Consider the following 19925-nt stretch of genomic DNA (forward strand, 5'->3'; position numbering starts at 1 on the left):
GCGGGGCTCGGACGTGTACCGATCGCCGCGTCCCGGGTTAATGTCCGACGATGCCCTCCGATCACCCGCCCGAACCCGTGGTCCCGCGTCCCGCCGCCACCGTGATCCTCGTCCGGGACGCGCCGGAGCCCGCGCCCGGCCGCTCGCCGCTGCAGGTCTTCCTGCAGCGCCGGGTCGCCGGGATGGCGTTCGCCGGGGGGATGACGGTGTTCCCCGGCGGCGCGGTGGACCCGACCGACCTGCCCGATCCGGCGGCGTGGAGCGGCCCGGACCCGCGCTGGTTCTCCGAGCGCTTCGGCTGCGACCCGGAGCTGGCCGGCTCGCTGGTGTGCGCGGCCGTGCGGGAGACCTTCGAGGAGTGCGGGGTGCTGCTGGCCGGGCCGGGACACGCCGACGTCACGCTGCTCGGCGCCGGCCGCGCCGACCTCGTGGCGCACCGCCGGACGCTCGGCCAGCTGCTGGCCGAGACCGGGCTGCTGCTGCGCGCGGAGCTGCTGCAGCCGTGGGCGCGGTGGATCACGCCCCCCGTCTCGCCGCGGCGCTACGACACCGCGTTCCTGGTGGCGGTGGTGCCGGAGGGGCAGAGCGCCGACGCGCACACCACCGAGGCCGTGGAGGCCACCTGGTGGCACCCGGACGAGGCGCTGCGGGAGTGGGAGCGGGGCGGGATGCAGCTGATGGCGCCCACGTACCGGACGCTGGAGCAGATCGCCGAGCACCCCACCAGCGCGTCGCTGTTCGCGGCCGCGCCGGACCGGACGATCCGGGCGATCATCCCGCAGGCCCGCCGCGACGGCGGCGACATCGTCCTGGAGGTGGGCGAGCAGCCGGAGGTCCGGATGCCCGCCGCCCGGATGCCGATCGCCGAAGGAGGCCCCCTGTGACCCCGCCGGCCTACGAGGAGCTGCGCAGCGTCACGCCGCTGGCCTCGGTGCTGCTGGAGCGCAACCCGTCGCCGATGACGCTGGAGGGCACCAACACCTGGGTGCTGCGCGCGCCCGGCGAGGAGCACTGCGTCGTCATCGACCCGGGCGAGGACGACCCGGGGCACCTGGAGCGGGTCGCCGCGGCCGGGCCGGTGTCGATCGTGCTGCTGACCCACCGCCACCACGACCACGCCGCGGGCGCCCGCCGGTTCGCCGAGCTGACCGGGGCGCCGGTGCGGGCGCTGGACCCGTCGCTGGTGCTCGGGTCGGAGGCGCTGGGCGACGGCGACGCGATCGCCGCGGCGGGCGTCGAGATGCGGGTGATCAGCACACCGGGGCACACGTCGGATTCGCTGTCGTTCCTGCTCAGCGGGCCCGGTCAGGCGGACTCGGTGCTCACCGGCGACACCATCCTGGGTCGGGGCACCACCGTCATCGCCCACCCGGACGGTGCGCTGGGCCCCTACCTGGACTCGCTGCAGCGGCTGGCCGACCTCCCCCCGGACACCGCCGTGCTGCCCGGGCACGGCCCCGAGCTGCCCGACGCGGCCGAAGCCGCCGCGCACTACCTGGCCCACCGCGAGCAGCGCCTCGACCAGGTCCGGGCGGCGCTGGCCACCCTGGGGCCCGCGGCGTCCGCCCGGGAGGTGGTCGAGGTCGTGTACGTCGACGTCGACCGGACGCTGTGGGGCGCGGCGGAGCTGTCGGTCCGGGCCCAGCTGGACTACCTGCGGGACCGGTAGCCGATACGGTGGCCCGACCCACCCCCGAGCCCCGTGAGGCACCATGACCGGATCGAGCAGCGCCGCCGAGCAGGACCTGGCGCGCACCGCCCGCCTCGACGTCCTCGTGGCGGGCTACGTCCAGCTCCCGCACGTCGCCGGCACCGTGAGCCTGGTCCGCGACGCGGACCGGGTGGTGATCGTCGACCCCGGCATGGTGTCCGACCGGGAGCAGATCCTCGCCCCGCTGCGCGAGCTCGGCGTGCGCCCGGAGGACGTCACCGACATCGTGCTCAGCCACCACCACCTCGACCACAACCTCAACGTCGCGCTGTTCCCGGTGGTCCCGGTGCACGACTTCCAGTCCGTGATCGAGGGCGACGTGTTCACCTCGCGCCCCGCCGACGGCGTGCGCATCTCGCCCGGCATCCGGCTGCTGGCCACACCGGGGCACACCCCGCAGGACCTCACCACGCTCGTCGGCACGCCGGACGACGTGGCCGCGCTGACCCACCTGTGGTGGACCGCCGACGGCCCGGCCGACGACCCGTACTCGGTGGACCGCGACCAGCTGCGGGAGCAGCGCGAGCGGGTGCTGGGCCTGGCCACCCTGGTCGTCCCCGGCCACGGTGCGCCCTTCCGCCCGGACGCGTCCACGCCCCGCTGACCCCCCGGCGGGGACCTAGCCGACGGCCACCGGCTCGGCCTGCGGGGCCAGCGTGTGCCGCCGGGCCCAGAGCACCACCGCGACCACCAGCCCGGCCGCCCCGCCGACCAGGAACGCCGCCGGCGGCCCGACGGCCTCGACGACCGCGCCGCCCGCCGACTGGCCCCCGGCCAGGCCCAGGGTGGCCGCGGTGACGACCCAGCCGAAGCCCTCGGCCGCGGTGCCGGGCGGGGAGGCGAGCTCGACGGCGAGGGAGTGCGCCGTCACCTGCGGGGTGATCAGCGCCCCCGCCGCGACCATGGCCACCACCAGGGCGGCCAGCGAGCCCAGCGGTCCGGTCAGCGACATCGCGGCGACCAGCACGGCGAAGACCCCCAGCAGCACGGGCATGCGCAGGTGCAGGGGCCGCGGCCAGGGCCGCATCGAGTACAGGATGCCGGCCAGCACGGAGGCCACCGACCAGGCCGACAGCAGCACGCCGCCCAGCGCGGCCGAGCCCGCCTCCGCGGTGACGGCGGGCACGCCGACCTCGACGGTGCCGACCACCAGGCCGAAGCCCAGCGAGGCCAGCGCCACGGTGCGCATCCCCGGGCGCGCCAGCGCGCCCAGCAGGCCGAGCGCCGGCCCGTCGCCGGCGATCCGGAGCGGCTCGGTGCGCACGGCCCTGGTCAGCGCGAACCCGACCGAGCCGGCGATCATGACGGCGGCGGCGACCACCACCCCGGTGCCCGGCCACGGCGTCCACGCGACCAGCAGCGCGGCCAGCGCCGGGCCCAGGATGAAGAACACCTCCAGGCTGATCGCCTCGTAGGTGTAGGCGGCGTCGCGGATCGGGCCGGCCGGGATCAACCGCCCCCACAGCGCCCGCGCGGCACCCTCGACAGCCGGCTGGGTGACCCCGCTGAAGACTGCGAGCACCACCAGCAGCGCCACGCCCTGACCGGCCTGCACGGCGGCGACCAGGCCGGAGACGGCCACCGCGAACAGCGCCGACGCCACCAGGAGGGGCCGGGTGGCCCCGACCCTGTCGATCACCCGTCCCTGCAGCACCGACCCGGCCGAGACCCCGATCAGGGCGCCCGCCCCGACCAGTCCGGCCGTCGCGAAGGAGCCCGTGACCTGCTGCACGTACAGCAGCATCGCCAGCCCGACCATCGCGATCGGCAGCCGGCCGAGCGCGGAGAACAGCGCGGGCACGCCGGCCCCGGGGGTGGTCAGGGCCGTGCGGTACGCGCGGATCGAGGTGTCGGACACGCCGTCCAGGTTCGCACATTCTGGTACGGGCGTACCAGTTCTTATCGGTTCTGTTCGGTGGGGTGGCCGCCACGACCCCCGCCGGCCCGGCAGGGCCGGGCGCGCTGGCGCGGTGTGGCGGGGTTCGGTCGGGGTGATCACCAGTTGGGGCACGTGAGCCGCGCTGGTGCGGTTCACGTACCCATCACGGCGATCACGGCCGCCAGCCCTCTTCGCGGCGGGAACGGCGCCATGTCCGAGACTTCCGCCTCGCCAGGACCGCCGGGCTCGGCCGGTCTTGTCCCGGCGCAGCGCCCTGCGGAGGCGCCGGAAGAGCACCCATCAGGGTGAACCAGCGGCTACCTGGCCCGGCGGGCCAGCCGCTCGGGCTCCAGGATCAGCACGCTCTTGCCCTCCAGCCGCAGCCAGCCGCGGTGGGCGAAGTCGGCCAGGGCCTTGTTCACCGTCTCCCGGGAGGCGCCGACCAGCTGGGCGATCTCCTCCTGGGTCAGGTCGTGGGTGACCCGCAGCAGGCCGGACTCCTGCGACCCGAACTGGCGGGCCAGCTGCAGCAGCGACTTCGCCACCCGGCCCGGCACGTCGGTGAAGATCAGGTCGGCCAGCATGTTGTTGGTCCGGCGCAGCCTGCGGGCCAGCACCCGCAGCAGCTGCTCGGCGATCTCCGGGCGCTTGCCGATCCACTCGCGCAGGGCGGCCCGATCCATCGTGTAGGTACGGACCTCGGTGACCGCCGTCGCCGACGACGTCCGCGGTCCCGGATCGAAGATCGACAGCTCGCCGAACATGTCCGACGGCCCGGCCACCATCAGCAGGTTCTCCCGGCCGTCGGGCGACTTGCGGCCGATCTTCACCTTGCCGCTGCCGACGATGTAGAGCCGGTCGCCCGGCTCGCCCTCGGCGAAGATCACGTGGCCGCGGGGGAACTCGGCGGGCTCGAGGGACTGCGCCAACGCATCGGCCGCGAACGGCTCCACACCCTGGAATATCCCTGCTCGGATCAGAACCTCGTCCACTGCACCGCTCCTCATACCGGCCGCTGCCCCGCGGCGGATCACCGGCGCGCCAGTCTAGGGGCTGTACCCACCCTGCGTGACGCTACGCGAGTCGTTTCGTCGGCACGTCCGAGCGACCCACCTCCGAGGGACAGGGTGGGTGACTTCGGTGAGGCTCAGGCGGCCTTGCTGCGGCGGACTCCCCGCTTGCCCCGCTGGCCGCGCGAGCGCAGCCGGAACAGCTCCAGGGCGCGGCCCGTACCCTGCCGGAACAGGGCTCGGACCTCGTCCGGACGCGGCCGTTCCAGGAGCTCCTCGAGCTCCTCGGGGCGCACGGTCGACTCCCGCAGCTTCGACTCCACCCGCTCCATTCCGAGCGCGAAGAACATCACCAGCAGCGGCACGAGGACGGACAACCAGGCAGTCATGTCGACAGCGATGGTCCCGCACCGAGCCCGGCCGCACGCGGGCGGGGTCGGCGTGGCGCCCGACCTTGACGCGATCGTGACAAAGCCCGGACACGGTGGGTGAGCGGTCATCGCGCACAGCTCCCACCGGGTGGTGGGCGCGCCCGGCGGGACCGTCGGGGGGCCGCCGTACCCTCGGAGCGTGACCCCCTCACCCGCCGCACCCACCACCCGCGGCGCCGACGCGCTGCGGAGCGCGGCCCGGCTCGCCAAGCGCGTCGCCGACGGCGAGCCCGCGCTGGGGCGCGCCCGCCGGGTCGGCCGCATGCTGCGCACCCTGGTCGCCACCCACCCCGACGCGCACTGCGAGCTCGACTTCACCACCCCGCTCGAACTGGCCGTGGCCACGATCCTGTCCGCGCAGAGCACCGACAAGGGCGTCAACGCCGTCACCCCGGCGCTGTTCGCCCGCTACCCGACGGCGCTGGACTACGCCCGGGCCGACCGGGCCGAGCTGGAGGAGATGATCCACTCCACCGGCTTCTTCCGGAACAAGGCGAACTCGCTGATCGGGCTGGGCGCCGCGGTCGTCGAGCGGCACGACGGCGTCCTCCCGCACACCCTCGACGAGCTCGTCCAGCTGCCCGGTATCGGCCGCAAGACGGCCAATGTGATCCTGGGCAACGCGTTCGACGTCCCCGGCATCACCGTCGACACGCACTTCGGCCGGCTCGTCCGGCGCTGGGGCTGGACCGACCTGGAGGACCCGGTCAAGGTCGAGCACGCCATCGGCGAACTGGTCCCCAAGCGCGACTGGACCATGACGTCGCACCGGGTGATCTTCCACGGCCGCCGGGTGTGCCACGCGAAGAAGCCGGCCTGCGGCGCCTGCACGCTCGCCGCCGACTGCCCCGCCTACGGCACCGGCCCCACCGACCCGATCCAGGCCGCCAAGCTCATCAAGGGGCCGTCCCGGCCGCACCTGCTGGAGATGGTCGGGCTCAGCGAGGACGACGCCCCGGCGCCCGCGCCGCGCACGGCCGCCGAGCGGGACGTCCCGTGACGGCCCCGCGGCAGGGCGCGCGCCGGGCGGAGGTCATCAGCACGGTCGTCGTCGTGCTGCTGGTCGCCCTCGGCGTGTACGCGCTCTGGCCGCGGGACATCCCCGACCGCTCGACCCCGGCCGGCACCGCCGCCCCCGCGACCGACCGCGCGACCGTCGTCGTACCCGACGCGGAGCTGGCCCCGGCCCGCGCCGCCGCCGGGCTGGACGCCTGCCCGGTCGCCACCGGCGCCCCGGCGTCCGGTCCGCTGGCCGGGGTCGCCGTGCCCTGCCTCGGCGCCCCGGGGCAGGTCGACGTGGGCGCCGGGCTGGCCGGTCGCCCGGCCCTGATCAACGTGTGGGCCAGCTGGTGCGCGCCGTGCCGCGACGAGCTGCCCGTGCTGGCCGAGTACGCCGCCCGCCCCGACGCGGTGGCGGTGCTCGCCATCGACGCCCGCGACGACCCGCGGGCCGCGCTCGCCCTCCTCGACGAGCTCGACGTGCGCCTGCCCACCGTCACCGACCCCGACGGCGCCCTGCGCGACGCGCTCGACATCCCGCCCGCCCTGCCGATCTCCTACCTGGTCGGCGCGGACGGCGGCGTCACCCGCGTCGACCCGCCCACGCCGTTCGCCTCGGCCGACGCGGTCGCGGCCGCCGTCGCGGCGCTGCGATGACGGCGGGCGGGGCCGCGCAGGCGGACGAGGACCCCGGGGACGAGGCCGCCGCCTGGGACCTCGCCGGCCACCACCACACCCACCTGCGCCCGCCCGGCGAGCCCGCCCCGCTGCGGCCCGAGCTGACCCCGCCCTGGCTGCGCCCGGTGCTCGACGGCATCGACGGCCTGACCCCCGAGCGGCTCATCGCGCACCGCGTCCCGGCCCCGCCGACGGCCCGCCGGGCCGCGGTGCTGATCGCCTTCGCCGAGGACCCGCGCCACGGGCCCGACGTGCTGCTCGTGGAGCGCGCCAGCACCCTGCGCAACCACGCCGGCCAGGTCGCCTTCCCCGGCGGCGGCCGCGACCCCGGCGACGCCGACGCCGTCGCCACCGCCCTGCGCGAGGCCGAGGAGGAGACCGGCCTCGCCCCCGACGGCGTCGTGCCGCTGGCGCTGCTGCCCCGGCTGCACCTGCCGCCGTCCGGGTTCCTGGTCACCCCCGTCGTCGCGCACTGGGCCAACCCCGTCGCGGTGCGCGCCGTCGACCCGGCCGAGACCGCCGCCGTCGTGCGCGTGCCGCTGACCGAGCTCGCCGACCCCGCCAACCGGGTGCGCATCCGCTTCGGCGCCGCGATGGCGGGCGACGGGTTCCTGGTCGCGGGGCTGCTCGTGTGGGGCTTCACGGGGGGCCTATTGTCCGCCCTGTTGGATCTGGGGGGATGGGCCCGCCCGTGGGACCGGTCCCGGGTGCTGGGCCTGGAGGACGCCTGGTCCGCGGCGCGGTCCGGCCGGCAGGAGGACACCGAACGATGAGCGCGGAGGGCCCAGGGGCCCCCACCGGAGACCCGTCCGACCTCCGGGGTGCCCGGCGATGACGCGTTCTCGCCAGAACGGCGGGCAGCGTGAACCGCACCGACCCGGGGCCGTGTGATGGACGAGCAGGCGATCGGGTCTTCAGCGCTGCGCTCGGGTGACGTGCCGTCCGGGCGCTGCGGAGGAGAGCGATGAGCTGGGTCGACGTGATCGTGCTCGCGCTGGCGCTGATCGCGGGCGTGTCCGGGTGGCGCCACGGCATGGCCGTCGCGCTGCTGTCCTTCGTCGGCGTGCTGGGCGGTGCGATCCTCGGCGTCCGGCTGGCCCCGCTGCTCGCCGCGGGCGTGGAGAACCCCAGCACCCGGATCGTGCTCAGCGTGGCGATCGTGGTGCTGCTGGTCGCGCTGGGCGAGACCACCGGCGTCTACTTCGGGCGCCGCATCCGCGACCGCATCCGCGGCGACCGCAGCCTGCGGATCGACTCCACCCTCGGCTCGGTGCTGCAGGCCATCACCGTGGTCGTCGCCGCGTGGCTGGTGGCCCTCCCGCTGGCCTCGGCAAGCTTCCCGGCGCTCGCCGCGGGCGTGCGAGGCTCCGAGGTGCTCGCCGCGGTCAACTCGGTGATGCCCTCGGCGGCCCGGCAGCTGCCCGGCGAGCTGCGCTCGCTGCTGAACAACTCCGGCTTCCCCGACGTCACCAGCCCGTTCGTGGAGACCCCGATCACCGAGGTCGGCCCGCCGATCGCCGCGCTCGCCGAGAGCACCGTGGTGGCCGACGTCGCCGACAGCGTGCTGAAGATCCGCGGCCGGGCCCCGTCCTGCTCCCGCCAGCTGGAGGGCAGCGGGTTCGTCATCGGCCCGGAGCTGGTGATGACCAACGCCCACGTCGTGGCGGGCACCGAGGAGACCGGCGTCGAGATCACCCGGCGCGGCCGGATCGTCGAGCTGGAGGCCGAGGTCGTCCTGTACGACCCCAAGGTCGACGTCGCCGTCCTGCGCGTCCCCGACCTCACCGCGGAGCCCCTCGAGTTCGACACCGCCCCCGCCCAGGCCGGCCAGGACTCGATCGTCGTCGGCTACCCCCTCGACGGCCCGTTCACCGCCACCGCGGGCAAGATCCGCCAGCAGATCAACCTGCGCGGCCCCGACATCTACGAGACCGGCGAGGTCACCCGCGACGTCTACACGATCCGCGCGGTCGTCCGCTCCGGCAACTCCGGCGGCCCCATGATCGATCCCCAGGGCAAGGTCACCGGCGTGGTGTTCGGCGCCGCCCTCGACGACCAGGAGACCGGCTTCGTCCTGACCGTCGCCCAAGTGGCCCCCGCCGTGCAGGCGGCCCCGAGCCTCACCCGCGAGGTCGACACGGGCGCCTGCGCCAACTGATCCGGCGGACGAGAGCACTCCCGCCCCACCGCGCACACCAGCCGCCACCGCGCGCACCTACGCGCCACCGCGCACACGTCACGACATGTGCGCGGTGGCCACACGGTGCGCGCGGTGCCCCGAGACCCCGCCGGACACGCCATCAGCCGGACGAGAGCGACTCTCGTCCCGCTCAACCGGACGAGAGGGACGCTCGTTGCGCCCGGCTGGTGCGGATCACACGTCGCGGGTGATGGTCTGGTCCCGCCCCGGGCCGACGCCGATGGCGCTGACGGGGGCCTTCACCAGCTCCTCGATCCGGTGCACGTAGTCCCGTGCCGCCGTGGGGAGCTCGTCGAAGTCGCGGTAGGGGGAGAGGTCCTCGAACCAGCCGGGCATCTCCTCGTACACGGGGACGGCGTGGTGGACGTCGGTCTGGGTCATCGGCATCTCGTCGACGCGGCGGCCGTCGATCTCGTAGCCCACGCAGATCGGCACCCGCTCGAGGCCGGAGAGGACGTCGAGCTTGGTGAGGAAGAAGTCGGTGATGCCGTTGACGCGGGTGGCGTAGCGGCCGATCACGGCGTCGAACCAGCCGCAGCGGCGGGGGCGGCCGGTGGTGACGCCGACCTCGCCGCCGGCCTTGCGCAGGTGCTCGCCCATGGCGTCGAGCAGCTCGGTGGGGAACGGGCCGGAACCCACCCGGGTCGTGTAGGCCTTCAGGATCCCGATCACGCGGGTGATCTTGTTCGGGCCGATGCCGGAGCCGACGGCGGCGCCGCCGGCGGTGGGGTTCGAGCTGGTCACGAAGGGGTAGGTGCCGTGGTCGACGTCGAGCAGGGTGCCCTGGGAGCCCTCCAGCAGCACCGACTCGCCCGACTCCAGGGCCTGGTTGAGCAGCAGGCGGGTGTCGGCGATGCGGTCGACGAAGCGGCGGCCGTGGGCGAGGACGGTGTCGACGACCTCGTCGACGTCCAGCGCCCGCCGGTTGTAGACCTTGACCAGGATCTGGTTCTTCAGCTCCAGGGCGGCCTCGACCTTCTGGTGCAGGATCTTCTCGTCCAGCACGTCAGCCACCCGCACGCCCACCCGGGACACCTTGTCCTGGTAGGCCGGGCCGATGCCGCGACCGGTCGTGCCGATCTTGGCCTTGCCCAGGAAGCGCTCGGTGACCTTGTCGATGGCCACGTGGTACGGCATGATCAAGTGCGCGTCGGCCGAGATCATCAGGCTGGTGGTGTCGACGCCGCGGGCCTCCAGGCTCGACAGCTCCTCCAGCAGCACCCCCGGGTCGACGACCACACCGTTGCCGATGACGTTGCGCACGCCCGGCGTGAGGATGCCCGACGGGATGAGGTGCAGGGCGAAGTCCTGGCCGTCGGGCAGCACCACGGTGTGGCCGGCGTTGTTGCCGCCCTGGTAGCGGACCACCCACTGCACCTGGCTGCCCAGGATGTCGGTGGCCTTCCCCTTGCCCTCGTCGCCCCACTGGGCCCCGATAAGCACGATCGCCGGCATGTGACACTCCAGTCCTACTCGCTCGCCCTGCATCCGGGCACGGCGCAGCGACCCCCACGACCGCGGCGGGAGGGTAGCCGATCCGATGTCCCGATTGGTGCTGCTGGCCTGCCCCGACGCCGGGCCGGCCGTCGACAACGGTAGTCCCCGGCCCCTGGTCCGGCTGCCGGCGCGTCCCGGCCGCGAGGACGTCGACCCGGTGCTGGCCGAGTACGAGCCCCGCCGGATCGCCGTCGCCGGCACCGACGCCGACCTCGCCGCGGTGCTGCTGCGGCTGCTGCGCACCGAGCGCCTCGACATCGAGGTCGCCTACCTGCCGGCCGCCGCGTCGCCCGCGACGCGGGCCTGGGGCCTGCCGACGGGGCGGGCGGGCGCCGACCTCGCCGACTCCGGCACCGCCGGTCCGGTCCCGCTGGTCCGCGACGACGGCGGCGGCGTGCTGGTGGGGCGCGGGGAGGTGCGCGACCTGACCGGCGAGTCCTACTGCGACGAGGTGCTGGTGCTGCGCGGGCCGACCCGCCGGCTGGTGGTCGTGCCCGGCCCCGACGGCATCGCCGTGCGCGCCGGGTGGAGCGGCCGCGCGCCCGACGGGCGGGTCCGGCCGGTGCCGCCCAAGGCCAGGGCGGGGCGGGGCTCGGCGCTGGGGCGGGCGGTGCAGGTGGGCGGGCGGCCGTTCACCGTGGTCGCCGACGGCGTCGAGCACCCGCGCCCGCTGCCCCGGCGCACCTGGTACCGGCACACCGCCGACTGGCTGCTCGTCCGCCCGTGAGCCCGCTCCCGGGGCGGGTCGGGAGGCTCTACGCCGCCGGGCGCTGGTGGTAGCGGTCGACGTACTCCTGCTGGGACAGCACCGCGATGGCGTCCATGATCTCGTCGGTGACCGCGCGCCGGATCATCGACGAGCCGGCCAGCCCGTCGTAGCGGGAGAAGTCGAGCGGGGCGCCGTAGCGCACGCTGACCCGGCGGATGCGCGGGAACCTCGTGCCGACCGGCTGCACCCGCTCGGTGCCCACCAGCGCGGCCGGCACGACCACGGCCCCCGTGTCCAGCGCGAGCGTGGCGACGCCGGTGTGCCCGCGGTGCAGCCGCCCGTCGAGGGAGCGGGTGCCCTCCGGGTAGATGGCGAAGGCGCCGCCGCCGTCGAGGACCTCGCGGGCGGCGGCCAGCGCGGCCAGCCCGGCCTTGGCGTTGGCCCGGTCGACCGGGACGTAGCCCAGTGCGGACAGGAACGAGGCCAGCGCTCGGCCCTTGGGGCCGCGACCGGTGAAGTACTCCGCCTTGCCCAGGAAGGAGACCGGGCGCCCGGCGGTGAGCGCGATGACCGCGGTGTCCACGGCGGCCCGGTGGTTCGAGGCGATGATCACCGGCCCGCGTCGCGGGACGTTCTCCCCGCCCTGCACGATCGGCCGGTACAGGAGTCGAGCCAACGGGGCCAGCAACCAGCGGACCAGCAGATGCACGGCCGGAGAACGCCCGGTCGGGAGCACCGGTTCCCCCGGGCACCCAGCTGTACCCGATCGGCCCTGACCACCCTCGTTCGGATCTGCGGGCTGACCACGCGAACGGCGCGCGGATGTGCACCCACCGAGTGATCGATCACCCCCGCGCGGTGATGCGGTCGAGGTCGCGCACCGCGAAGCGGTGGTGCTCCCACTCCTCGGAGAGCACCACGCGCAGGCACTGCAGCGCCGACCTCGGCGCGCTCGGGGGGTAGCCGGGCACCGGGTTCGGCTCCCGGACCCGGTCGAGGTCGTCCTGGTCGGCGCCGTCGAGGAACTCGCGGACGCGGCGGAACCGGTCCGCGCGCAGCGCCAGCACCTCCCGCGCCGACGGTGCGGCGGCCGGATCGATGCCCAGGGCCGCGATCTCCGGCACGAAGTCCGGGACCACGCCGGCCGGGTGGTACGGGTGCGGCTGCCCCAGCGCGGCGTGGAAGAACCAGGCGTCGGTGACGAACACCAGGTGCCGCAGGGTCTGCACCAGGGACCACTCGTCGTCGACCGAACGGTGGAGGTCGGCCTCGGGCAGGGCCAGCGCGCGCTCGGTGGTGGCCGCCCAGAACGACTCCACCACGGCCCACGCCTCCCGCGCGCCGGTGATCGTCGTCGGGCGCAGCGCGACGCGCTCGGGGTGGCGGCGGTCGAGCTCGGCCTCCACCAGCGGGGCGACCTCGACGCCGTTGATCCGCAGGCCGTCGATCGCGCCGTCGATGTCGGTGTCGTCCAGCACGACCCCGCGCATCCGGGCCCCCCGCAGCAGCACGTCGCGGAACTCGGCTCCGGACATGTCGCGGTTGACGAACCGTGCGCCGCGGAACTCGTCCCAACCCATGGCCGGCAGGCTAGCCCCAGCCACCGACGTCTTCCGGCGGCGACACCGCGGACGTACCGTCACGGCGTGCACCCGCCGTACCGCCGGACCCCCGCCGTCTCGGAGGAGGCGGTGCCGTTCGTCGCCGCGCTGGGCAGCACCGAGCGCAGCGGGGCGGCCGTGCTGGCCGAGATGACGCGGGTCATCCTGGCCGGCGACGCGCCGCCCGGGATGCGCATCCCGCAGGAGGAGGTGGCCGCGGTGCTCGGCGTGAGCATCGTGCCGGTCCGCGAGTCGCTCAAGACGCTGGTCGGGCAGGGGCTGGTGGAGCACGAGCTGCGCGGCGGCTACACGGTCGCCCGGCTCACCGACGCCGAACTGCAGGAGCTCTACCTCGTGCGCGGGGTGCTGGAGCGGGCCGCGCTGGAACACGCGGTGGCCCGCGCCCGCCCCGTCGACGTCGAGTGCGCCAGGCGCTCGCACGACGCCCTGACCGCGGCCATGGCCGACGGCGACGACCGCGCCTACCACCGCGACAGCCGCCGGTTCCACCTGGCGCTGGTGGCGCCGTCGGGGATGGCCCGGCTGCAGGCCATGCTGGAGTCGGCGTGGAACCTCACCGAGCCCTACCGGCCCATGTCGCGGCTGCCGCGCTCGGAGTGGGACGCCCTGCACGCCGAGCACGACGAGATGCTGCGCGCGTTCGTCGACGGCGACGCCGCCGAGCTGGTGGCGTGCGCCGAGCGCCACCACTCCCACCTGCAACAGGCCGTGGTCGGCGTGGCGGAGGCGCAGTGACGATCCCAGCGATGACCCGGATCATGGTGATCAACCCCAACACCACCGAGGCGATGACCGAGGTCATCGGCAGATGCGCGCAGGCGGCCGTGGGGGCGGGGACGGTCGTCGAGGCCGCCACCCCGGCGATGGGGCCCGCGTCGATCGAGAGCCACTACGACGAGGCGCTCGCCGTGCCCGGGCTGCTCGCCGAGATCGCCCGCGGCGAGGTCGAGGGGGCCCAGGGCTACGTGATCGCCTGCTTCGGCGACCCCGGGCTCGACGCGGCCCGCGAGCTGGCCACCGGGCCGGTCGTCGGGATCGCCGAGGCCGCCATGCGCACCGCGACCTACCTCGGCCGCGGCTTCTCGGTCGTCACGACGCTCGGGCGCACCGCGGGGCGCGCCCGCGACCTCGCCGAGCACTACGGGGTGGGCCGGGCCTGCCTGGCCGTGCGGGCCTGCGAGATCCCGGTGCTGGAGCTGGAGTCGCCGGGGGCGACCGCGGCGATCACCGAGGAGTGCCGGCGGGCGGTCGTCGAGGACGGCGCGGATGCCGTGGTGCTCGGCTGCGCCGGGATGGCCGAGCTGTGCGCGAAGATCTCCGCCGAGATCGGCGTGCCGGTCGTGGACGGGGTGGCGGCGGCCGCGCGGACCGTGGAGTCGCTGGTGGCGCTGGGCCTGTCGACCGGTTCGCGCGGGGAGTTCGCCCGGCCGCCCGCCAAGCCCTACACCGGATTGCTCTCCGGGTTCCAGATCCGCTGACCGATTATATGTTTCGGCCCCGTTCCCGGGCCGCACGGTTCTGTGAAATGTTGGCCTGACGTGCGGAGATCGGATCCGCGGCGACCTACCGTCCCCTGACGGGAACGGGGAGCCGGAGGCACACATGACCGATTCGATCGAGCACGTCGGCGACCGACCGGCCGCGGCCGGGCACGGGATCCAGAAACCCGAGTACGACCCGCGGCTGACCAACGAGGACCTGGCCCCGCTGGAGAAGCAGAGCTGGACGTCCTACAACTTCTTCGCGTTCTGGATGTCCGACGTGCACAGCGTCGGCGGGTACGTCACCGCGGGCAGCCTGTTCGCGCTGGGCCTGGCGGCCTGGCAGGTGCTGGTCGCGCTGCTCATCGGCATCACGATCGTCTACTTCCTGTGCAACCTGGTGGCCCGCCCCAGCCAGGCCACCGGCACGCCGTACCCGGTGATCTCCCGGGTGTCGTTCGGCGTGCTCGGCGCGAACATCCCGGCGATCATCCGCGGGCTGATCGCGGTCGCCTGGTACGGCATCCAGACGTACCTGGCGTCGGCCTCGCTGGTGGTCGTCGCGCTGAAGCTGTGGCCGGGCCTGGCCTCGATCGCCGACGCCGACACGTCCGGGCTCGCCGGGCTGTCCCTGCTGGGCTGGATCGCGTTCCTGGTGATGTGGGTGGCCCAGGCGGCGGTGTTCTGGAACGGCATGGAGGCGATCCGCAAGTTCATCGACTTCTGCGGCCCCGCCGTCTACGTGGTGATGTTCCTGCTGGCCGGATACCTGGTGGTCGAGGCGGGCTGGGCGAACATCGACCTGAACCTGGCCGAGGTCTCCATCACCGGCTGGGCGGTGGTCCCGGTGATGCTCACCGCGATCGCGCTGGTGGTCTCCTACTTCTCCGGGCCGATGCTCAACTACGGCGACTTCTCCCGCTACGGCCGGGAGTACTCGGCGGTCAAGAAGGGCAACTTCCTGGGCCTGCCGGTCAACTTCCTGGCGTTCGCGCTGCTGGTGGTGATCACCTCGGCGGCCACCGTGCCGGTGTTCGGCGAGCTGATCACCGACCCGGTGGAGACGGTGGCCCGCCTGGACAACGCGTTCGCGGTGGTGCTCGGGGCGCTCACCTTCATGGTCGCGACGGTGGGCATCAACATCGTGGCGAACTTCGTGTCCCCGGCGTTCGACTTCTCCAACGTCAGCCCGCAGAAGATCAGCTGGCGGACCGGCGGGATGATCGCGGCGGTCGGTTCGGTGCTGATCACGCCCTGGAACCTGTACTCCAGCCCCGAGGTCATCCACTACACGCTGGACACGCTCGGGGCGTTCATCGGCCCGCTGTACGGCGTGCTGATCGCCGACTACTACCTGGTCAAGAAGCAGCGGGTGGTCGTGGACGACCTCTACACGATGCGCACCGATGGCACCTACCACTACACGAAGGGCTACAACCCGGTGGCGATCGCGGCCACCGCGGCCGGCGCGGTGCTGGCCATGGCCGTGGTGTTCCTCGGGTCGTCCGACGCCGCCGCGTTCAGCTGGTTCATCGGCTGCGGCGTGGCGTTCGTCCTGCACTGGGCCCTGTCCCGGCGTGGCGCCGCCGCCCCCGTCGCCTGACCCGCACCCGTCGAGAACGAACCTGTTGTCGGTTGGACCGGTCCAAAACGACAACAGGTTCGTTCTCGACGGTCAGGGGGTGGCGAGGCGGGTGAGCCAGCGGCGCAGCAGGGCGAGCTCCTCGGGCACGAGCTCGTCGGTGCCGGCGATCGACAGCTGGGCGAGCAGCCGGGCGGCGCCGCCGGCCAGCGGGTCGACGTCCGCCGGCGCCGACTCGACGCCGACCAGCGCCCCGACCACGATGTCGCGCATCCGCCGGGGCAGCTCCGGATCGTCGTAGAGACCGGGCTGGTTGATCATGTTCAGGCAGACCCCGACGTTGGCCGACAGGATCGTCCTGGCCGCCACGACCGGGTCGACCGTCAGCCGCCCGATCGCCGCGCACCGGGTCAGCGTGCGCACCAGGATGTCGAAGATCTGCCGGCGGGCGGCCGAGGTCCGCCCCGGGCGCGGCGCGAACATCAGCCGGTAGACCGCCGGGTTCGTCAGGGCGAAGTCGGTGTGGTCGTCCCAGCCCGCGCAGAGGTCCGCGACCGGGTCGCCGGTGGCGCGCAGCGCGCTCTTGCGCTCGACGTAGCGGGCGAAGCCGTCGTCGACCAGCGCGTCGAGCAGGCCCTGCTTGTCGCCGAAGAGCCGGTAGAGCACGGGCTGGCTCACCCCGACCGTCTCGCACACGGCCCGGGTGGCGACGTCGTTCGTGGGCGAGGAGGCGAGCTGGTCGGCGGCCGCGGCGAGCAGCCGGGCCCGCAGGTCCGCATCGGTCACGTATCGATGATAGCGAACATCGCTAGCGACGGTACGGCCCTCGTGCTAACGTTGATAGCGGCAGAACGTATCGACGCTACGAAGGATGTGGGACCATGACCGGCACACGGGTCGCGATCGTCACCGGGGGCTCCCGGGGCATCGGCGCGGCGGTCGTCCGGAAGCTCGCCCAGCAGGGGTACGACGTCGTCGTCAACTACGCGGGCAACGCGGAGGCCGCCGAGAAGGCCGTCGCCGCGGCCACGGGGGCCGGGGCCAGGACGATCGCCGTGGCGGCCGACGTCGCCGACGAGACGGCCGTGGAGCGGCTGTTCGACGCGGCGCAGGACGCGTTCGGCGGCGTCGACGTGGTCGTGCACGCGGCCGGGCGGATGGTGCTGGCCCCGATCGCCGAGCTCGACCTGTCCGACCTCGACGCCCTGCACCGCACCAACATCCGCGGCACGTTCGTCGTCGCCCAGCAGGCCGCGCGCCGGGTGCGCGCGGGCGGCGCGATCGTCACCTTCTCGACGTCCGTGGTCGGGCTGCAGCTGCCGACCTACGGGGCCTACGTCGCCAGCAAGGCCGCCGTCGAGGGCATCACCATGGTCCTGGCCCGCGAGCTGCGCGGCCGCGACATCACCGTCAACGCCGTGGCCCCCGGTCCGACCGCGACCGCGCTGTTCCTCGACGGCAAGGACGAGGCCACGGTCGAGCGGATGGCGAAGCAGCCCCCGCTGGAGCGCCTGGGCCGCCCCGAGGACATCGCCGAGACCGTCGCCTTCCTGGCCGGTCCGGGCGGGCGCTGGGTCAACGGGCAGGTGCTGCGGGCCAACGGCGGGATCGTCTAGGAGGCGGACCCGCCGATCGCGAACCGGGGCCGCGCACGGTGGAGGCGGGTAACGACCGGGGCAGGTCGGGCGAGAGGGAGGGAGCAGCAGCTGGTCCGATCATGCCCGTCGAGCCGGAGAGGACCCGATGCTCCACAGCCCGGCCCCGTTCCCCCGCCGCCTCGCCGCCCGCCTGATCGACCTCGGGTTCGCGCTGGTGCTCACCTTCGCCCTGGTGATCCCGTTCACGCTGGTCCTGCTCGTGGTCAGACCGGTGCTCGAGCCGGTGCTCGGGCGGCAGGGGTTGATCACCGTGTTCGTCGTCGTCTGCTACTTCCTCGCCTACGTCGGCCTGGAGGTGTACCTGCTCGCCCGGCGAGGAGGTCAGACCCTCGGCAAGGGACTGATGGGCCTGCGCGTCGTCCCCGCCGCCGAGTCCCGCCCCGCCGGCGTGGCGCCCGGGGCGGCGACGGCGCGGATGTTGCTGATCTTCGTGCCGTTCGTCCTCATGTCGGCGGCAGGCGGCAACCCCGACGTCGCGGTCCTCGATGCACTGGCCCTGGTCGGAGCGCTGTCGCTGCTGGTCAGCCTGCTGCTCGCCGGGTTCGGCGGGGCGCGCCGGCGGGCGGTGCACGACCTGGTCGCCGGGACGCGGGTGGTCCGCGCGGACAAGCGCGGGATCGTGCTGGGCGAGGACCTGCGGATGATGGTCCCCGGGCGGGTCGACCTGTCCAAGCGGCTCTAACCGGGTTGCGCCGCGGCGACGGGGCGCGGCATGCTGATCACATCATGTTCAGCTGAGCGCGCCCTCCGCCCGCCGCCGCGGCCCCCGGCCCCGGCGGGCGACCGACCGAATCCGCTCGGTGGTCCGCGTGCCCGCACCCCTGCTCGCTGTCGATCTCGTCAAGGTCTACGGCGACCGCACCGTCCTCGACGGCGTCTCCCTCACCGCCGCCCCCGGCAGGCGCATCGGCCTGATCGGCGAGAACGGGGTCGGCAAGTCGACGCTGCTGCGGCTGCTGGCCGGGGACGAGTCCCCGGACGCCGGCACCGTCAGTCGGCCCGCCGACCTCGGCTTCGGGCAGCAGGAGCTGCCCTACCCGGGCTCGGCCACGCTCGGCGCGGTCATGGCCGACGCGGTGCGCGAGGCCCGGGCGGCCCTGGGCGAGCTCGACGAGCTCGCCGACCGGGTCGCCCGGCACCCCGACGACCCGGAGCTGCTGCGCCGCTACGGCGAGGCCCTCGACTGGTGCACCGAGCACGAAGTCTGGGACGCCGATCGGCGCGCCGAGCTCGTCCTCGACGGGCTCGGGCTGGCCGGGATCGGCCCCGACCGGCCCGTGGCCGAGATGTCCGGCGGCCAGCGCGGCCGGCTGGGGCTGGCCGCGCTGCTGGTGCGCAGGCCCTCGGCGCTGCTGCTCGACGAGCCGACCAACCACCTCGACGACGCGGCTGCGGCGTTCCTGGAGGAGCAGCTGCGCGGGCTGCCGGGGGTCGTCGTGGCGGCCAGCCACGACCGCGCGTTCCTCGAGGCCGTCTGCACCGACCTGATCGACCTCGACCCGGCCGTCGGCGGCCCCACCCGCTACGGCGGCGGCTACACCGACTACCAGGTCGAGCGGCGGGCCGAGCGGGCCCGCTGGGAGCAGCGCTACCTCGACGAGCAGGAGGAGCTGTCCCGTCTGCGCCGCGCGGTGAACCACACCGCGCGGCAGGTGGCCCCGCACGACCGCCCGCCCCGCGACAACGACGGCTTCATCTACGCGTTCAAGGGTGCCCGGGTGCAGCAGGCCGTGTCCCGGCAGGTCCGCAACGCCCGCCGCAGGCTCGACGAGCTGGCCCGCGACCAGGTGCGCCGCCCGCCCGCACCGCTGCGGTTCCACGCCACCCTCGGCAGCGGGGCCGCGCCCGGCACCGTGGCCGCGCTGCGCGACGTCCGCGTGCCCGGGCGGCTGCACGTCGAGCACCTCGACCTCGGCGCCACCGACCGGCTGCTGGTCACCGGCGCGAACGGCGCCGGGAAGTCGACGCTGCTGGCGGTGCTGGCCGGGGTGCTGGAACCGGTCGGCGGCAGCGTGCAGCGCCGCCGCGGGCTGCGCGTCGGGCTGCTGGCCCAGGACACCGCGTTCCCGCACCCCGAGCGCACCGCGCTCACCGTCTACACCGAGCGCCTGGGGCAGGAACGGGCCGCCGCCCGCCCGCTGGCCGAGCTGGGCCTGATCGCCCCGCGCGACCTGAACCGCCCGGTCGGCGAGCTGTCGGTCGGCCAGCGCCGCCGCCTCGACCTGGCGCTGCTGGTGGCCGACGCCCCGCAGCTGCTGCTGCTCGACGAGCCCACCAACCACCTGTCCCCGGCGCTGGCCGACGAGCTGGAGGATGCGCTCGCCGACGCCCCGGCCGCCGTCGTGGTGGCCACCCACGACCGCTGGCTGCGCCGCCGGTGGCGGGGCCGGGAGCTGGAGCTGCGGGCGGAGGGGTCCCGGCGGGTGCCGGCGAAGCCACTTTCCTGTCACCAGGCGTCCTGAAGGTGG

General features: G+C 74.6%; 21 protein-coding genes. 14 read left to right on the top strand and 7 right to left on the bottom strand.

Annotation, left to right across the window (positions count from 1 at the left end; translation table 11 throughout):
• Nucleotides 1–50 precede the first annotated feature (50 nt).
• From KDL28_RS09900 to KDL28_RS09910, 3 genes are read left to right on the top strand one after another with little or no spacing between them, the layout of a single operon-like run.
• Entirely contained in the window at nucleotides 51–884 is an 834-nt protein-coding gene (locus KDL28_RS09900) for an NUDIX hydrolase (RefSeq protein ID WP_252437111.1), read from the top strand.
• Nucleotides 881–1669: an MBL fold metallo-hydrolase gene (locus tag KDL28_RS09905; protein WP_252437112.1), complete on the top strand. Its 789-nt coding sequence runs from the start codon at nucleotides 881–883 to the stop codon at nucleotides 1667–1669. The genes KDL28_RS09900 and KDL28_RS09905 overlap by 4 nt, the downstream gene beginning before the upstream one ends.
• A gap of 43 nt (nucleotides 1670–1712) precedes the next feature.
• The gene (locus KDL28_RS09910) at nucleotides 1713–2315 is read left to right on the top strand and encodes an MBL fold metallo-hydrolase (protein WP_252437113.1); all 603 of its coding nucleotides are present in this window, start codon (nucleotides 1713–1715) and stop codon (nucleotides 2313–2315) included.
• 15 nt (nucleotides 2316–2330) lie between these two features.
• On the opposite strand, the gene KDL28_RS09915 is transcribed toward KDL28_RS09910, so the two are convergent.
• From KDL28_RS09915 to KDL28_RS09925, 3 genes are all read right to left on the bottom strand, one after another.
• Nucleotides 2331–3569, bottom strand: coding sequence for an MFS transporter (locus KDL28_RS09915; RefSeq protein ID WP_252437114.1), 1239 nt, complete (start codon nucleotides 3567–3569; stop codon nucleotides 2331–2333).
• Between the two features lie 338 nt (nucleotides 3570–3907).
• Nucleotides 3908–4582: a Crp/Fnr family transcriptional regulator gene (locus tag KDL28_RS09920; RefSeq protein ID WP_252437115.1), complete on the bottom strand. Its 675-nt coding sequence runs from the start codon at nucleotides 4580–4582 to the stop codon at nucleotides 3908–3910.
• Between the two features lie 155 nt (nucleotides 4583–4737).
• Entirely contained in the window at nucleotides 4738–4989 is a 252-nt protein-coding gene (locus KDL28_RS09925) for a hypothetical protein (protein WP_214404478.1), read from the bottom strand.
• Between the two features lie 304 nt (nucleotides 4990–5293).
• Here KDL28_RS09925 and nth point away from each other — a divergent pair, with 304 nt between their 5' ends.
• The 4 genes from nth to KDL28_RS09945 all read left to right on the top strand — a co-directional run bounded on the left by nth (nucleotide 5294) and on the right by KDL28_RS09945 (nucleotide 8866).
• Nucleotides 5294–6031, top strand: a complete 738-nt coding sequence (nth, locus tag KDL28_RS09930) for an endonuclease III (protein WP_252437160.1) — start codon at nucleotides 5294–5296, stop codon at nucleotides 6029–6031.
• Entirely contained in the window at nucleotides 6028–6687 is a 660-nt protein-coding gene (locus KDL28_RS41435; protein WP_252437116.1) for a TlpA family protein disulfide reductase, read from the top strand. Before nth ends, KDL28_RS41435 begins: the two co-directional genes overlap by 4 nt.
• Nucleotides 6684–7481 (top strand): NUDIX hydrolase, encoded by a 798-nt coding sequence (locus KDL28_RS09940; protein ID WP_252437117.1) that lies wholly within the window; start codon nucleotides 6684–6686, stop codon nucleotides 7479–7481. The genes KDL28_RS41435 and KDL28_RS09940 overlap by 4 nt, the downstream gene beginning before the upstream one ends.
• Nucleotides 7482–7672: 191 nt before the next feature.
• Nucleotides 7673–8866, top strand: coding sequence for a MarP family serine protease (locus KDL28_RS09945; RefSeq protein ID WP_252437118.1), 1194 nt, complete (start codon nucleotides 7673–7675; stop codon nucleotides 8864–8866).
• A gap of 216 nt (nucleotides 8867–9082) precedes the next feature.
• Here the strand turns inward: KDL28_RS09945 and KDL28_RS09950 are convergent, their stop codons facing one another.
• The gene (locus KDL28_RS09950) at nucleotides 9083–10363 is read right to left on the bottom strand and encodes an adenylosuccinate synthase (RefSeq protein WP_252437119.1); all 1281 of its coding nucleotides are present in this window, start codon (nucleotides 10361–10363) and stop codon (nucleotides 9083–9085) included.
• Nucleotides 10364–10448: 85 nt separating this feature from the next.
• Here KDL28_RS09950 and KDL28_RS09955 point away from each other — a divergent pair, with 85 nt between their 5' ends.
• Nucleotides 10449–11132, top strand: a complete 684-nt coding sequence (locus tag KDL28_RS09955; protein ID WP_252437120.1) for a hypothetical protein — start codon at nucleotides 10449–10451, stop codon at nucleotides 11130–11132.
• A 28-nt stretch (nucleotides 11133–11160) separates the two neighbouring features.
• Here the strand turns inward: KDL28_RS09955 and KDL28_RS09960 are convergent, their stop codons facing one another.
• Together KDL28_RS09960 and KDL28_RS09965 are read right to left on the bottom strand one after the other, a co-directional pair.
• On the bottom strand, nucleotides 11161–11823 hold the full coding sequence (locus KDL28_RS09960) for a lysophospholipid acyltransferase family protein (protein ID WP_252437121.1): 663 nt from the start codon (nucleotides 11821–11823) through the stop codon (nucleotides 11161–11163).
• A gap of 136 nt (nucleotides 11824–11959) precedes the next feature.
• Nucleotides 11960–12694: a DinB family protein gene (locus KDL28_RS09965; RefSeq protein WP_252437122.1), complete on the bottom strand. Its 735-nt coding sequence runs from the start codon at nucleotides 12692–12694 to the stop codon at nucleotides 11960–11962.
• A 66-nt stretch (nucleotides 12695–12760) separates the two neighbouring features.
• Between KDL28_RS09965 and KDL28_RS09970 the strand changes: the two genes are divergently transcribed.
• From KDL28_RS09970 to KDL28_RS09980, 3 genes are all read left to right on the top strand, one after another.
• Entirely contained in the window at nucleotides 12761–13471 is a 711-nt protein-coding gene (locus KDL28_RS09970; protein WP_252437123.1) for a GntR family transcriptional regulator, read from the top strand.
• Nucleotides 13472–13482: 11 nt separating this feature from the next.
• Nucleotides 13483–14214 (top strand): aspartate/glutamate racemase family protein, encoded by a 732-nt coding sequence (locus KDL28_RS09975; protein ID WP_252437124.1) that lies wholly within the window; start codon nucleotides 13483–13485, stop codon nucleotides 14212–14214.
• Between the two features lie 124 nt (nucleotides 14215–14338).
• Nucleotides 14339–15820, top strand: coding sequence for an NCS1 family nucleobase:cation symporter-1 (locus tag KDL28_RS09980; protein WP_252437125.1), 1482 nt, complete (start codon nucleotides 14339–14341; stop codon nucleotides 15818–15820).
• A gap of 72 nt (nucleotides 15821–15892) precedes the next feature.
• Here KDL28_RS09980 and KDL28_RS09985 read toward each other — a convergent pair whose 3' ends face one another.
• Complete coding sequence (locus KDL28_RS09985; RefSeq protein ID WP_252437126.1) at nucleotides 15893–16585, bottom strand: TetR/AcrR family transcriptional regulator; 693 nt, start codon at nucleotides 16583–16585, stop codon at nucleotides 15893–15895.
• Between the two features lie 95 nt (nucleotides 16586–16680).
• On the opposite strand from KDL28_RS09985, the gene KDL28_RS09990 reads away from it, so the two are divergent.
• The 3 genes from KDL28_RS09990 (at nucleotide 16681) to KDL28_RS10000 (ending at nucleotide 19919) form a co-directional block, all read left to right on the top strand.
• Nucleotides 16681–17415 carry an SDR family oxidoreductase gene (locus tag KDL28_RS09990; RefSeq protein ID WP_252437127.1) on the top strand — a complete coding sequence of 245 codons (735 nt, stop codon included), beginning with the start codon at nucleotides 16681–16683 and terminating at the stop codon, nucleotides 17413–17415.
• Between the two features lie 127 nt (nucleotides 17416–17542).
• Nucleotides 17543–18139: an RDD family protein gene (locus tag KDL28_RS09995; RefSeq protein WP_252437128.1), complete on the top strand. Its 597-nt coding sequence runs from the start codon at nucleotides 17543–17545 to the stop codon at nucleotides 18137–18139.
• 127 nt (nucleotides 18140–18266) lie between these two features.
• Complete coding sequence (locus KDL28_RS10000; RefSeq protein ID WP_252437129.1) at nucleotides 18267–19919, top strand: ABC-F family ATP-binding cassette domain-containing protein; 1653 nt, start codon at nucleotides 18267–18269, stop codon at nucleotides 19917–19919.
• Nucleotides 19920–19925: the final 6 nt, after the last annotated feature.

Origin of the sequence: Pseudonocardia humida, from assembly GCF_023898865.1 — a bacterium.
GTDB lineage: Bacteria > Actinomycetota > Actinomycetes > Mycobacteriales > Pseudonocardiaceae > Pseudonocardia > Pseudonocardia humida.